Genomic DNA, 12685 nt, shown 5'->3' with positions numbered 1-12685 from the left:
ATGGACGCTACATTTTGGGCACTGATTGGCCTCATTATCTTTCTGGCAATCCTGGCTTACCTGAAGGTTCCGGGCATGGTCGGTCGTTCGCTCGATGAGCGCGCTGACCGCATCAAGAACGAACTGGAAGAAGCCCGCACGCTTCGTGAAGAGGCCCAGCAGCTGCTGGCCGAATATCATCGCAAGCGCAAGGAAGCCGAAAAGGAAGCAGGCGACATCGTTGCTTCCGCCGAGCGTGAAGCCAAGGCACTTCTCGAAGACGCCAAGCGCGCGACGGAAGAGTATGTTGCACGCCGCAACAAGCTCGCCGAGCAGAAGATCGCAACGGCTGAAGTCGATGCCATCAACGCAGTTCGCGCTTCGGCGGTCGATCTGGCAGTTGCTGCAGCTGGCAAGATCGTTGCCGACAAGGTCGACACGAAGGTCGCAGGCAACCTGTTCAAGGATGCTCTGTCGCAGGTCAAGTCGAACCTGAACTAATCCCGGCTTATACAGTTTTCTAGAAAACGCCGCCTCAAAAGGGCGGCGTTTTTTGTTTTCCGGATTGAGAAATCGATTTCGCTACAGTCCGATCAGCGGCTGGCTGCCATGCCACCCAATTTATGAAACAACGGTCGATATTCCTCCAAAACAAGATCATCCAGTACGCAGGCTTCCTCTGGCATGAACCACCGCAGTTCCGTATGTTCCCGGTCGCGAATGGCAGGGTGGCCGCTCCAGGCGGTGACGGTAAAGAGGTGGAATGACGCTGCCGGACTTGCGACCTCTATAGTGGTGAGGAACGAAAACGAGTGAAGCGTTAGTTCGAGCTCCTCTTGGATTTCCCGTTGGAGTGCGCGCTCAAAACTCTCTCCTGCTTCAACATGACCGCCCGGAAAGCTCCAACGGTTTGGATAGGCACGGCGATCCGGACTGCGACGGCCCAGAAGAATGCCTTTGGGGCCGACAAGAACTGCATTGACAATATCCGGCATGATGGTCTTTCGATGGTGTAACGTGAGGTCAGTCCTTGAGGCCCGTGAGATGGGCGAGCGGCAGCTCTCCCTGTGACTTGACCGTCTGGATGGCGAAGTTACTCCGAATGTCGATCACGCCGGGAAGCCGCAGCAGCGTGCCGGTTAGAAAGCGCTCATAGGCTGCGAGATCAGGCACCACCACCTGCAGTAGAAAGTCGGATTCTCCCGATACGAGATGGCATGAAAAGACCTCCGGCAGATTCTGCACGGAGGTGCGAAACGCCGTCGCGGTTTCCTCGTGATGGCGCTCCACCCGGATGCCCACGAAAACAGTCAGCCCAAGCCCGACCGCGTTTCGATCCAGCGCTGCATGATAGCCTTGAATGACGCCTGCCTTTTCGAGCATCTTGACGCGCCGCAGGCACGGAGAGGGCGACAGACCAATTTTCTCCGCCAATTGCACATTGGAGAGCCGCGCATCGTCCTGGAGTGCGGTCAGTATTTTGCGGTCGATAGCGTCCAGTTTCAGTGTTGGCATAATCCGACAATCATAGTTGTTATGTTGGCAGAATGTACCACAAATCCGTAACATTGCGCCACAAATCGCAAGGACATGCGCATCTATCTCCGCATAGTTTCGACCATGCAGCTGCTTCGCATAGCGGACCGGCTAGCACTCTCTTTTTTCGCATTAGCCTACGCAAAACTGCTTCGCGCTTTTGCTGGAAATGCTCTGGTGGACGATATCGATGAGCGAGATGTGGTTATATGCAGGCGCACTGGCTGCTGCATTTCTTATTCCTGGACCGGATATGCTTCTGCTCCTCCAGACTGGTGCAGCACAGGGCAGGACACATGCGCTTGCAGCGGCAGCAGGGCTTGCAATCGCGCGCGCTTGTCACGTCGCCCTTGCCGCACTTGGTCTGGCTGCACTTCTTCATGCTTTTCCTGTCGCGTTTCAGTTCGTTCGGATCATCGGTGCCTGCTATCTGGTCTGGATTGCCATCGGCATTCTGCGCCACCCCTTGCCGACAGTGGATGCAGCTGGCGGCGTGCGCGAACGCCGGTCCTATCTGGCTTCGGCTCGCAAGGGTCTCCTCACCAATCTGCTCAACCCGAAAGCGTTGCTTTTCTGTTCGGTCCTGCTGCCGCAGTTCATTCATCCCGAAAATGGCAGCATTACGCTCCAGTTCGCGTTGCTGGGGACCGTGATGACGATCGTGGGATTGTCGTTCGACACAATCTACGCCTTCACAGGTTCGTCGCTTGGAAGCCTGTTCAAACGTTATCCTGCCATACAGTCGGTACAGCGCTGGGGCTTTGCAGCGCTGCTTTTCGGCTTCGCGGCCAAGCTTGCAACTGTTTAAACGCTGTAACGGCCTTTGATGGGCGCGAAAGTATAGCGGTGGATGCCGGGAACGGGACCAGCCGTTTCTATGGCGGCGCGATGTTTCACGGTCGCGTAGCCGGCATGGATTTCCAGTCCGTAAGGTGGATGCGCCGCTCCGGCACGCATCATCATACGGTCGCGCGTTACCTTGGCGACGATGGAGGCCGCGGCGATGGAGACGGAACGCTGATCGCCTTTGACCAGAGCTGATCCGGGGCAGCGAAGTCCGGGCGGAACATCACGTCCGTCAATCAGCGCATGGCATGGCTGCAAGGTCAGGCAGACAGAAGCGCGACGCATGGCTTCAAGCGCGGCTTTCCTGATATCGCTTGCATCGATGCTGCGCGCGCTGAGGCTTGCCACCGAAACGGTGATGGCTTTTTCCAGAATGGTTTCGTAGAGCGCTTCACGCTTTACAGCCGTGAGACGCTTGGAATCGTCCAGACCGTTTGGAAGGTTGTCGATATCGAGCACCACGGCAGCAGCCACGACAGGACCGGCCAAAGGTCCACGTCCTGCTTCATCTATGCCGACGATGTGTTTCAGTCCGCGCGCAAGCAATCTTTTCTCTTCAGAAAAGTCAGGCGCGAGTGGGATATCAAAGAGAAGCGGAGAATCAGAAGCCGAGCGTTTCATTTGGCGGCGATGCTCGCATTGCTTCCGATTCTCCGCAAGGGCCCTGCTCGAGGATGGTGGCGTGAAAGCAGGTAGCCCCTCCGTCCGAAAAGAAATCAGACGGGAATTGAACTGACGACTGATAGGATATGCAGTTTGAAAAGCGGCACCAGCCCAAGGTGAAGTTCGCCTTTTGGAGCCCCTTTGTGTGCCTCGCCTAAAACAGTGAAAGCTGTTTGCCTCCCTTTTCGACCGGTTCGAACAGATCGGTGCGCAACTGAAGGCGACGCGCATTGAAACCGAGCTTGCGTGCTGTGATCTCGAAACGGCGTCCGATCTGCCATGCATAGGGACCTGTGCCGCGCATGCGCTTGCCCCATTCGGCATCGTAATCCTTGCCGTCGCGCATGGAGCGCACCAGCGACATGACATGACGATAGCGATCCGGGTAATTGCGCAGCAGCCAATCCTTGAACAATGGGGCTACTTCGAGCGGCAGGCGCAGCAGAACATAACCCGCCTCGCGCGCGCCCTGCGCATAGGCTGCATCCAGAATGCGCTCAATCTCGTGATCGTTGATACCCGGAATGACCGGCCCCATCATGACGGACGCTGGAATACCCGCATCGGCCAGCTTACGGATGGCCTGAAGCCGCAGTGTCGGCGTCGAGGCGCGCGGCTCCATCGTGCGAGACAGATGAGCATCGAGCGTCGTGACTGACAAGGCGACCTTGGCCAGCCCTTTCTCGGCCATGCGGCTTAGAATATCGACGTCACGCACCACCAGGGCGGATTTCGTCACGATGCCGACCGGATGATTGGCAGCCTCCAGCACTTCGAGAATTTCGCGCATGATGCGCCATTTCTTCTCGACCGGCTGATAGGGATCTGTATTGGTGCCGATGGCGATGGTCCTCGGCTGATAATTGGGCTTGGCGAGCTCGCGCTCCAGAAGGCGCGCTGCATCCGGCTTCGCGAACAGGCGGGATTCGAAATCGAGACCGGCAGAAAGCCCCATGTAACTATGGGTCGGACGGGCAAAGCAATAGATGCAACCGTGCTCGCAACCGCGATAGGGATTGATCGAGCGGTCGAAATTGATGTCGGGTGAATCATTGCGGGTGATGATCGTGCGCGGCTTTTCGATCTGCACGTCGGTCTTGAACGGCGGCAGTTCCTCAAGCGTGGTCCAGCCGTCATCGAAATCATGCCGCGTCGTCGGCTCGAAGCGTCCGGTCGGGTTGATGCCCGCGCCGCGTCCGCGCCTGCGAGCATGATCGATGCGCAGGCCTGCCTCACCGATCATCGCATTGGCGTGATCCGCGCGTCCACTACCGAAGGCAGCCATGTCGGCCTGCTTGATGATATCTGCCTGCTGGATCACTTCCATTTTCGTCTCCCTGAATGGAAACATCTGGCGTTGTGCAGCCACGGCGAAAGCAAACCGGGGAACAGGAGCCCCCTTCAGGGCTGAAAACTGTTCTGTTGCGCGTGCCGTGTTGCCATGCGATTCTGTTCTGATGAATCTATTCCTATCGCAAGATTTAGAACAAAGCAAGAACATATGTGCAGCAGCTTTCCGTTCACGCGTTCTTGATATATGAAACGCGCATGTTGTCCGTGGTCATCGAAACCCTGAATTCAGAAAGAGCACTGGCCCACACGCTTTCGGCTTTGGTGCCGGCTGTTGTGGAGGGGTTGCTGCGCCGTGTTACGGTCGTCGACCGGGGGTCATCGGACGAAACCGCTCTCGTCGCGCTCGGTGCCGGCTGTAGCTTTTATGCCGAAATGGATATTGAGGCGGCGCTCGCAGAAATCCGCACGCCGTGGGTACTGTTGCTGAAACCGGGCGCTATTCCGCAGGAAGGATGGGAGGAAGTCCTCCGCCGCCACATGGATAATGATGGGAGTACTGCGCGCTTTTCACTGCCGGAAGATAGCGGCTTCGGCACGGTCCGTAAAATCTTCGGCCACAAGGCGACGCTCGATGCCGGGCTTCTGGTTCGGTTGGATCTTTTGAAGCCGCTGTTGCTCGACGGCGTGGCGTTTGATCTGCTTCCACAGCACTTGCGGCCGGTCCGTCTCAAACACCCCATTCTGCCGCCCGACGAAGACTGAACAAAACAAAAAGGCGAAGCTGGAAGCTTCGCCCTTTTCGTCAGACATGCTGACCGGATTAGTTCTGGCCGGATTAGTTCTGGCCGGATTAGTTCTGGTAAGAGGAAGGCGAAGCATCGCCAAAGCGATGAGCCGAACCGTCCTGATAGACCGGAGCCTTGATCGAAGCAGGAGCCGTGTAGTCGAGCTTCTGGCTCTGCGTTGCAACCGGCGTACGGTCGTTTGCATAGAGATCGGCAGGTTCGCCGACATGCGGGTTTTCAGCGAAAGCAGCACCGGCGCTAAGGGCAACGGCAACAGCAGCAAGAGCAAACTTTTTCATTTTCGTAATCCTTAAAATCGCCCCTTCGGATGGCATAGAAGCCTTTCCGGGGCTCCCGGGTGGCACTATGCCATCCATCGGGGAGATAACTGGGGAAGCTGAATGATTGGGAGGAATATCCAGCTTGGGAATTCATCGGGGCGTCATCCGCTGGGAGGCTTTTGACGACGTCCTGCGCCTAAGTTTTCGGAAAACTTAGTTCTGGTAGCTCGAAGGCGATGCGTCACCGAAGCGATGAGCCGAACCGTCCTGGAATGAGGACTGGCTGATCGAAGCGGGAGCGGTGTAGTCGACCTTCTGGGAAGCAACCGGGGTGCGGTCGTTTGCATAAAGATCGGCAGGTTCGCCAACGCGGGGGTTTTCAGCAAAGGCAGCACCGGCGCTAAGAGCGAGGGCAGCGGCAGCAAGAACAATCTTTTTCATTTTCCTATCTCCTTGGAAAGTGGAGCGGCGTTTTGTTCGTCGTTCCGATGCAGCTGAAATGGGTGACAGTGGGTAAAAGTTCCAGTCACGAAAATGTTTTCTTAATCACACATTCGTGCAGCCAATTTTATGGAATGTAGATAATTTATGAGAAATAACTAAATATAATCAATAAGTTATATTATATATCAGTATTCACGAAACTGTTGTAAAAGGCATTTTGTTCAAAAAGAGCGAACAGTCTGTCCCAATATATTGTCCAATGAGAGTGAACAATAGGGCGATTTTTCAGACTCTCGGTTGGGAGGCCGTTCAGAAACTACTTTTGGGAGGGAGCCGTTTGGGTTGCGATGACGAACCAGTCGGGTCGTTCGGCCAAGAGAAGTGCTGCTGCCCGCTCTGTGGCGGCCATATCCTCGTAGATCGCATAACAGGTTGCACCTGAGCCTGACATCTGCGCGTAAAGCGATCCGCTTGCGCGAAGCAGGTCAAGTTTGTCACCGATCTGGGGGGCAAGTTTTAGGGCCGGAGGCAGAAGATCGTTGCGGGTTGTCTGCAGATAGGCGCAAAGGGGGGCGATATCTGCATGGGAGCCAAGGTTCAGCGCTGGATGGTCGCGTTTGTCGAGTGCGCGAAAGACATCCGGCGTTGCAACAGCGGTTCCATCATTGACGAGGAGCATCGGCAAGGCTGGAAATCCGACAACCGGGTTCAGGTCTTCACCGATGCCGCGCGCGGCAAGCGGCGTGCCCTTGGATGCGCCATGCAGGCACATGGGCAGATCGGCGCCAAGGGTAAGCCCCATCGCGGCGAGTTGCTCTAAACCGAGATCGAGCCCCCACAATTCATCGAGTGCGAGCAGCGTTGCTGCAGCATCGCTCGATCCGCCGCCTATACCCGACGCAATCGGAAGGTTCTTTTCCAAATGAACGGCGACGGGCGGCAATGCCCTTTGCGCATGATCACGCAAGGCCTCGCGTGCCTTGAGAACCAGATTGCCACCATCGAGCGGCATGCCTTTTGCGAAAGGGCCGCTGACCGTGAAGCTATCCTTTTCGGCGTGCTCGATGCGGATGATGTCGCCATAGCGCGCAAAGACCACCAGCATATCGAGCAGATGATAGCCATCGTCACGACGCCCTGTAACATGCAGTGCGAGATTGATCTTGGCCGGGGCCAGACGCGTCACCGCATGTGCGGACCCGGCATTCGCGGGCGTTTCGGTTGTCGGAAAAAGGGTCATTTCTGGCTACGGACCGGGAATAGCGCATTTCCAGCAAAAGTGTGAAACGGTTTTGCGTGAGGCAAATGCTATGAAACAAATAGTTGGAGCGGCTCCGACGATATTGTTAAAATTGGAACCGCTCTTCAGAAAACATGGCATCCGGTTGCGGCGAGCAACCGCACCACTTCGTTGGCAACCTCTCTTACAAGACAGGTCAGTCCTTCTTGACGTAATATTCGCCGGTTTTAGGGTCCTGCACCAACGTGCCTTGAGCCCGGTTCTGCGCTTCCTTTTCTGCCTGACGCACACGCTGGGACACGCGCGAAGCTTCACGCTTGAACGAGCGATAGCCGTACCAGGCGGCGGCGATGATCAGCAGCAGAAAGATGAGCTGGGGCATGGCCTCAAGTCCTTAAGGGTCGCATTTCGGATCGCCGGATCGCAACGCCGAAATGCCGAATGTTCATGAAGGGGCGGGAAGCAGCCCACCCCGCTTTCTGACACCATATCATGGTGAAACGAGGGAATTCAAAGCTTTGGTTCGAAAATCGACGCTGATTTTCGACTTAGCTTTGTTTTTACAGGCCATAACGGCCCCAAAGTGCCTTTTCTTCGGCTACTGAAAGCAGCCCGTCGCCGAGATGCGCGGCAATGGCAGCCGGTTCAAGATTACCGAGTGCCATATCAACGGCCATATCCACACCGGGCATCTTGCGCCCCAGAAGGCCGCGTTTCTGTTCCACGAGTTTGAGCTTGACCTTGTCGCCGTAGGTTTTGCGCAGGAAGCTGCGCATATCGCCAAGCCCGTCAATCAGGCCAAGCTCATGCCCCTTGATGCCGGTCCAGAACAGCCCGGTAAACAGGTCCTTGTCTTCTGCAAGTTTCGTACCGCGCCGTTCCTTCACCATGTCGATGAAGGTCTCGTGGATTTCGAGCTGCAGTGATTTCAGCCGCTCTATGTCGGCCTTCTTCTCCGGCTGGAACGGGTCGAGCGTCACCTTGTTGGAGCCTGCCGTATAGACGCGGCGCTCCACACCGATCTTTTTCAGAAGTTCGGGGAAGCCGAACGAGGCCGACACCACGCCGATAGAACCCACGATGGATGACGGATCGGCGATGATTTCGTCACCAGCCAGCGCGATCATGTAGCCACCCGAGGCGGCAACATCTTCGACGAAGATAAAAACCTTCTTCTGGTGTTCGGCGGCAAGGTCGCGGATACGCCGGTAGATCAGTCGGGACTGAACCGGTGATCCGCCGGGTGAGTTGAGCGAAATGGCGACGGCGGGCGTCTCCTTGTCGGTGAACGCCTTTTCAAGGACTGCTGCTGTCGACGCCAGTGAAAGCATCGGACGGAATGCAGATCCACCGGACATGATGGCACCATGCAGCCGCACGACAGGTATCTCGATGGAAACCGGGCGGAAGCGGCGTGGAACAAGGCGCGTCAATAAACCGGGCAAGGCAAACTCCTGCTAACTGAAATCATTCAGGCTCTCAGCCGGAATGTAGGAAGCCATTTGGGAAACACAAAGAAAACCGCCCGGAAATTTTGTTTTCCGGGCGGTGATGTCGTTTCTGTCAGGTGTTTTTCGGCTTTGTGACCAGCCGCAGCAGGATATAGCCGCAAACGGCCGACAGGCCCGAACCGGCCAGAACGCCGATCTTCGTTTCCGCCTGCATGAGATCGGACGGGAAGGAGAGAAGGCCGATGAAGATGCTCATTGTAAAGCCGATCCCGCACAGGACCGCCACGCCGTAAAGCTGGATCCACGTGGCCCCGAGCGGCTTTTGTGCGAGGCCTGTCTTGATCGCGAGCCAGGCTGCACCGAAAACGCCGAGCTGTTTGCCGATGAAGAGGCCAAGCATAATGCCAAGCGTGAGTGTATCCCGCATCACCGAGGCATCGAGACCGGCAAACGATATGCCCGCATTGGCGAAGCCGAAAATCGGCACGATGATGAAGGCAACAGGCTTGGCCAGCGCGTGTTCCAGCACATGCAGCGGCGAGGTCATGTCGTCAGGCCTGCCGGGCGCGGCCTTCAGCGGAATCATAAGTGCTGTCACCACGCCTGCAACCGTTGCATGAACACCGGAATTCAACACGAAGAACCAGAGCGCTGCTCCGCCGATCAGGTAGGGCAGGAGCTTCATCACGCCCATCCGGTTCATGACGAACAGAACGATAGCGGCGGCGAAAGCTCCGCCAAGATATGGCATGGAGATTTCAGCCGTATAGAAAATGGCGATGATGACGACGGCTGCGAGATCGTCCAGGATAGCAAGTGTCGCCAGAAACACCTTGAGGCTGGAAGGAACCCGTGAACCCAGAAGCGACAGAACGCCGAGCGCGAAGGCGATGTCGGTGGCAGATGGCACAGCCCAGCCGCGTACCTTGGCAGGGTCGTGCCAGTTCAACGCGGTGAAGATGATGGCTGGCAGGATGACGCCGCCCGCAGCGGCGATACCGGGCAGCATTCGGTTTGGCCAGCTTGCCAGTTGACCGTCGAGAAATTCGCGTTTGATCTCCAGCCCCACAAGCAGGAAGAACACCGCCATCAAGGCATCGTTGATCCAGTCCGTCAGACTCAGCGGACCGATATGAGTGTGCAGTATATCGAAATAGGCCTGCGAGAACGGAGAATTCGCCACGATCAGCGCAAGCGCTGCCGCCACCATGAGGCTTACACCCCCTGCAGATTCGCTATCCAGAAAGCGCCGCATGATGGATACGGGGCGGCTTTGATTTGGGCTATGGTTCATTGGTTCCCGTTGCCTGTTCTTGTCGTTTTGCTGTTTGCGCTTTTTCGGAAAAGGGCGGCGGGGAGCCGCAGAACGAAAATTGCGGTTTTAGGAATATTGGCTCGAATATAGGGTTTCAACCAAAATCACCCGCTCGGACCGAAATCGGCAGGTCTGGACCATCGGAACTTCCGGAATGCTACCGTGTTATCCGATCCGGGAGGACACCACGATGGTGCTCACTGCTATTTTCGCCCAGCTCAATTGCTCCGACCTCGAACGCAGCATGGAATGGTTTGCCACGATCTTCGATCGCAATCCCGATGCGCGACCGATGCAGGGACTGGCTGAATGGCATCACGGTTTGAGCGCGGGCTTCCAGCTTTACCAGAACCCGGCGGAAGCAGGGCACGGCACACTGACACTCATCGTCCGCGATGTACGAGCCGAACATGCGCGTCTTTCATTCGACGGGATTCACCCCGGAAATGTCGAGATAACTGACTATACGACGATTCTGAGATTGCACGACCCGGACCGTAATCTGGTCGTGCTGGCACAACCGCGTTTCTAGATCAGAGCGTCGAGCCCGTTATTGATGCCGTTGGCGCGTGGGGTGAAGCCGTGGCCGTCGCTGCCGTGGAGAACAAGCGCCGGCATCAGCGAAAGACCGGCGCGGCTCCCGCGTGTGCCTGTCACGACAATACGGATCGCCGCCGCTTCGGGACGGGGCTGAACGGGAATGATTCTCAGCCCGCCAAATCGTCCCGACAGTGCTTCGAGGATGGAAGAAATCGAACCGGGTCGGGCAATAATGGCAATGCCTCCACCAGGCTTCACAATGGCCGCCGCAGTGCGCACCCATTGCTCGAACATACCTTCGGGCATGACATGCGCTTCCGCCTTCAGCGGATCGGGTGTGCTGCGATCGCGCGCTTCGTTGAAGGGCGGATTCATGATGACGAAGTCGAAACTGTTGTCGACAAGCCCTGCGGCGATGCGCGCCTTGCCTCTCAGGCCGACGTCGGCTTCGATCACACTGATACGGCCTGCAAGAGCGGCGTTCAGCGGATGCGCAACACTTCTGCGGGCAAAGCCCGCCATGAAAGCGGAACGTTCGACGAGGGTGATATTGGCGTCAGGGCAGCGCGACGCAACAGCAAGCCCTGCAGCGCCCGCACCGCTGCCAAGATCGGCAACGCGCCCGGCAAAGCCGTTTGGAACGGAGCTTGCCAGAATCATCGCATCCACACCGGAACGATGGCCTTTCAATGCGGGCTGGATGAGGTGAAACGCCCCACGATGAAACACATCGAGCGTTTCTCCAGCCTCATCTTCAGTTTCAAAACTTGCTTCCGAAGTCATCGATCGCGCAGTTCGTGTTCAATCTCGGCATCGATCAGAATCTGCCTTGCTTCTTCAAGCTGCTCTTCGCTGACCAGAAGGCGGCGCGGCAATACGCCCAAAGAGCCTTCGATGATGCTCATATTCGTGTCGGCAATGAAATAGGCGATCCCGGCCTCTTTCATCAAGGCCTCGGCAAAGGACAGCAGAACGGAATCATTCGTACGGATAAGTTCGATCATTTGAACAGTTTGTAGCGAATGCACCGCATTGACAACAGCTTCCTTCAATGGTGAACAGGCGCTGGAATAGTATCGCTTTGAGGGCGCTTTGGGGGCAGTTGCGTCTTGAGCAATCCGGTCCGTTTCAATAATGTGACCGGGCAGCTAGGAGAAATGGCATTGGGTGTGGTTCTAAATCTGGACGGTAAAAAGAAACAGGAAGGATCGGTTCAACCGCTTGTCGATCTGACAAAGGCCGATATGGCGCGGGTGAACGAGATGATCCTTTCCCGGGCCGGGTCCGATGTTGAAATGATACCGGAAGTCGCCAATCATCTGATTTCCTCAGGCGGCAAGCGCCTGCGTCCCATGATGACGCTCGCGGCAGCTCGCATGTTCGGCTACGAAGGCGACGGTCATGTGCGTCTCGCGACTGCTGTGGAATTCATGCACACTGCGACGCTTCTGCACGACGATGTGGTTGATGAAAGCGATCTGCGGCGCGGAAAAAGCACGGCGCGCATGATCTGGGGCAACCAGGCCAGCGTTCTCGTTGGCGATTTCCTTCTGGGGCAGGCCTTCAAGATGATGGTTGATGTCGGTTCGCTCGACGCGCTCGACGTTCTGGCGACCTCGGCTTCGGTGATCGCCGAAGGCGAAGTAATGCAGCTTGCCGCTGCCAAGAACATGGAAACCACCGAAGACGAATATCTGGCGGTCATCAAGGCCAAGACTGCGGCGCTGTTCTCGGCTGCCGGTGAAGTCGGCCCGATCATCGCCGGCGCGCAGCGTTCGGATCGTGCGGCGCTGCGCGATTATGGCCTCAATCTCGGTCTTGCCTTCCAGCTGGTCGATGACGCGCTCGATTATGGCGGCTCGGCAGCCGATCTCGGCAAGAATACCGGTGACGATTTCCGCGAAGGCAAGATCACGCTCCCGGTGATTCTGAGCTATCGCCGCGGCACCGACGATGAGCGCGCTTTCTGGAAACACGCAATCGAAGACGGTGCGAGCGATGACGCCTCGCTTGAAAAGGCCATCGGCCTGATGACGAAGCACGGCGCGATTGCCGACACGGTTCAGCGCGCGCGGCATTTCGGCGAAATTGCCCGCGATGCTCTGGCACCTCTGAAAACGACGCCTCAAAAGGACGCGCTGATCGAAGTCATTGATTTCTGCATCAGCCGCGTGAACTGACAGGCAACAGCTGCAAGCTACCGCCAGCATTTCTTGCGGGTGAAGAATACCCAGGAAAAGCGTCCCATCACGGATGCTTTTCTTGCCCCGCCATCCCAAAAAGGCCATGCTTGGGGTGCCTTTTCCGGCAAA

At 56.9% G+C, this 12685-nt stretch carries 17 protein-coding genes; 5 read left to right on the top strand and 12 right to left on the bottom strand.

Going from position 1 to position 12685, the window contains the following annotated elements; translation table 11 throughout:
• Positions 1-480, top strand: coding sequence for a F0F1 ATP synthase subunit B (locus AC1RHM_RS15835; RefSeq protein ID WP_010658323.1), 480 nt, complete (start codon positions 1-3; stop codon positions 478-480).
• Positions 481-572: 92 nt separating this feature from the next.
• Here the strand turns inward: AC1RHM_RS15835 and AC1RHM_RS15830 are convergent, their stop codons facing one another.
• Together AC1RHM_RS15830 and AC1RHM_RS15825 are read right to left on the bottom strand one after the other, a co-directional pair.
• Complete coding sequence (locus AC1RHM_RS15830; RefSeq protein WP_029925620.1) at positions 573-974, bottom strand: NUDIX domain-containing protein; 402 nt, start codon at positions 972-974, stop codon at positions 573-575.
• 28 nt (positions 975-1002) lie between these two features.
• On the bottom strand, positions 1003-1494 hold the full coding sequence (locus tag AC1RHM_RS15825; RefSeq protein WP_029925618.1) for an Lrp/AsnC family transcriptional regulator: 492 nt from the start codon (positions 1492-1494) through the stop codon (positions 1003-1005).
• Positions 1495-1705: 211 nt separating this feature from the next.
• On the opposite strand from AC1RHM_RS15825, the gene AC1RHM_RS15820 reads away from it, so the two are divergent.
• On the top strand, positions 1706-2323 hold the full coding sequence (locus AC1RHM_RS15820) for a LysE family translocator (protein WP_029925616.1): 618 nt from the start codon (positions 1706-1708) through the stop codon (positions 2321-2323).
• Here the strand turns inward: AC1RHM_RS15820 and rnhB are convergent.
• A complete protein-coding gene (rnhB, locus tag AC1RHM_RS15815; RefSeq protein WP_036595825.1) occupies positions 2320-2982 on the bottom strand; it encodes a ribonuclease HII in 663 nt (220 codons plus the stop codon). The genes AC1RHM_RS15820 and rnhB overlap by 4 nt on opposite strands.
• A gap of 196 nt (positions 2983-3178) precedes the next feature.
• Entirely contained in the window at positions 3179-4351 is a 1173-nt protein-coding gene (locus tag AC1RHM_RS15810; RefSeq protein WP_029925611.1) for a PA0069 family radical SAM protein, read from the bottom strand.
• A gap of 221 nt (positions 4352-4572) precedes the next feature.
• On the opposite strand from AC1RHM_RS15810, the gene AC1RHM_RS15805 reads away from it, so the two are divergent.
• Positions 4573-5079, top strand: a complete 507-nt coding sequence (locus AC1RHM_RS15805; protein ID WP_492332592.1) for a glycosyltransferase family protein — start codon at positions 4573-4575, stop codon at positions 5077-5079.
• Positions 5080-5167: 88 nt separating this feature from the next.
• Here the strand turns inward: AC1RHM_RS15805 and AC1RHM_RS15800 are convergent, their stop codons facing one another.
• The 6 genes from AC1RHM_RS15800 to nhaA form a co-directional block, all read right to left on the bottom strand.
• A complete protein-coding gene (locus tag AC1RHM_RS15800) occupies positions 5168-5401 on the bottom strand; it encodes a hypothetical protein (protein WP_010658330.1) in 234 nt (77 codons plus the stop codon).
• A gap of 195 nt (positions 5402-5596) precedes the next feature.
• Positions 5597-5824, bottom strand: coding sequence for a hypothetical protein (locus AC1RHM_RS15795; protein ID WP_012090790.1), 228 nt, complete (start codon positions 5822-5824; stop codon positions 5597-5599).
• A 319-nt stretch (positions 5825-6143) separates the two neighbouring features.
• Positions 6144-7067 carry a 4-(cytidine 5'-diphospho)-2-C-methyl-D-erythritol kinase gene (locus tag AC1RHM_RS15790; protein WP_029925607.1) on the bottom strand — a complete coding sequence of 308 codons (924 nt, stop codon included), beginning with the start codon at positions 7065-7067 and terminating at the stop codon, positions 6144-6146.
• A 196-nt stretch (positions 7068-7263) separates the two neighbouring features.
• Positions 7264-7449, bottom strand: coding sequence for a membrane protein (locus AC1RHM_RS15785; RefSeq protein WP_010658334.1), 186 nt, complete (start codon positions 7447-7449; stop codon positions 7264-7266).
• A gap of 178 nt (positions 7450-7627) precedes the next feature.
• On the bottom strand, positions 7628-8512 hold the full coding sequence (locus AC1RHM_RS15780; protein ID WP_492332591.1) for a S49 family peptidase: 885 nt from the start codon (positions 8510-8512) through the stop codon (positions 7628-7630).
• Positions 8513-8630: 118 nt separating this feature from the next.
• Positions 8631-9812 (bottom strand): Na+/H+ antiporter NhaA, encoded by a 1182-nt coding sequence (nhaA, locus tag AC1RHM_RS15775; RefSeq protein WP_105528852.1) that lies wholly within the window; start codon positions 9810-9812, stop codon positions 8631-8633.
• 211 nt (positions 9813-10023) lie between these two features.
• Here nhaA and AC1RHM_RS15770 point away from each other — a divergent pair, with 211 nt between their 5' ends.
• Positions 10024-10365, top strand: coding sequence for a VOC family protein (locus tag AC1RHM_RS15770; protein WP_492332590.1), 342 nt, complete (start codon positions 10024-10026; stop codon positions 10363-10365).
• Here AC1RHM_RS15770 and AC1RHM_RS15765 read toward each other — a convergent pair.
• Positions 10362-11156, bottom strand: coding sequence for a tRNA1(Val) (adenine(37)-N6)-methyltransferase (locus tag AC1RHM_RS15765; RefSeq protein ID WP_012090795.1), 795 nt, complete (start codon positions 11154-11156; stop codon positions 10362-10364). The two genes, AC1RHM_RS15770 and AC1RHM_RS15765, sit on opposite strands and share 4 nt — an antisense overlap.
• Positions 11153-11377: a putative signal transducing protein gene (locus tag AC1RHM_RS15760; protein ID WP_010658339.1), complete on the bottom strand. Its 225-nt coding sequence runs from the start codon at positions 11375-11377 to the stop codon at positions 11153-11155. Before AC1RHM_RS15760 ends, AC1RHM_RS15765 begins: the two co-directional genes overlap by 4 nt.
• A gap of 159 nt (positions 11378-11536) precedes the next feature.
• On the opposite strand from AC1RHM_RS15760, the gene AC1RHM_RS15755 reads away from it, so the two are divergent.
• Positions 11537-12553, top strand: coding sequence for a polyprenyl synthetase family protein (locus AC1RHM_RS15755; protein WP_029925599.1), 1017 nt, complete (start codon positions 11537-11539; stop codon positions 12551-12553).
• Positions 12554-12685: the final 132 nt, after the last annotated feature.

This window comes from Brucella sp. GW823-FHT04E01, assembly GCF_058796175.1.
The sequence above is the reverse complement of the archived record's forward strand: the minus strand, read 5'-3'. Positions and strand labels throughout refer to the sequence as shown.

What these genes read in the sequence shown, in the direction of transcription:
- AC1RHM_RS15835 (WP_010658323.1), top strand. Translation starts at nt 1, where the DNA reads ATGGACGCTACATTTTGGGCACTGATTGGCCTCATTATCTTTCTGGCA.
- AC1RHM_RS15830 (WP_029925620.1), bottom strand. Translation starts at nt 974, where the DNA reads ATGCCGGATATTGTCAATGCAGTTCTTGTCGGCCCCAAAGGCATTCTT.
- AC1RHM_RS15825 (WP_029925618.1), bottom strand. Translation starts at nt 1,494, where the DNA reads ATGCCAACACTGAAACTGGACGCTATCGACCGCAAAATACTGACCGCA.
- AC1RHM_RS15820 (WP_029925616.1), top strand. Translation starts at nt 1,706, where the DNA reads ATGAGCGAGATGTGGTTATATGCAGGCGCACTGGCTGCTGCATTTCTT.
- rnhB (WP_036595825.1), bottom strand. Translation starts at nt 2,982, where the DNA reads ATGAAACGCTCGGCTTCTGATTCTCCGCTTCTCTTTGATATCCCACTC.
- AC1RHM_RS15810 (WP_029925611.1), bottom strand. Translation starts at nt 4,351, where the DNA reads ATGGAAGTGATCCAGCAGGCAGATATCATCAAGCAGGCCGACATGGCT.
- AC1RHM_RS15805 (WP_492332592.1), top strand. Translation starts at nt 4,573, where the DNA reads ATGTTGTCCGTGGTCATCGAAACCCTGAATTCAGAAAGAGCACTGGCC.
- AC1RHM_RS15800 (WP_010658330.1), bottom strand. Translation starts at nt 5,401, where the DNA reads ATGAAAAAGTTTGCTCTTGCTGCTGTTGCCGTTGCCCTTAGCGCCGGT.
- AC1RHM_RS15795 (WP_012090790.1), bottom strand. Translation starts at nt 5,824, where the DNA reads ATGAAAAAGATTGTTCTTGCTGCCGCTGCCCTCGCTCTTAGCGCCGGT.
- AC1RHM_RS15790 (WP_029925607.1), bottom strand. Translation starts at nt 7,067, where the DNA reads ATGACCCTTTTTCCGACAACCGAAACGCCCGCGAATGCCGGGTCCGCA.
- AC1RHM_RS15785 (WP_010658334.1), bottom strand. Translation starts at nt 7,449, where the DNA reads ATGCCCCAGCTCATCTTTCTGCTGCTGATCATCGCCGCCGCCTGGTAC.
- nhaA (WP_105528852.1), bottom strand. Translation starts at nt 9,812, where the DNA reads ATGAACCATAGCCCAAATCAAAGCCGCCCCGTATCCATCATGCGGCGC.
- AC1RHM_RS15770 (WP_492332590.1), top strand. Translation starts at nt 10,024, where the DNA reads ATGGTGCTCACTGCTATTTTCGCCCAGCTCAATTGCTCCGACCTCGAA.
- AC1RHM_RS15765 (WP_012090795.1), bottom strand. Translation starts at nt 11,156, where the DNA reads ATGACTTCGGAAGCAAGTTTTGAAACTGAAGATGAGGCTGGAGAAACG.
- AC1RHM_RS15760 (WP_010658339.1), bottom strand. Translation starts at nt 11,377, where the DNA reads ATGATCGAACTTATCCGTACGAATGATTCCGTTCTGCTGTCCTTTGCC.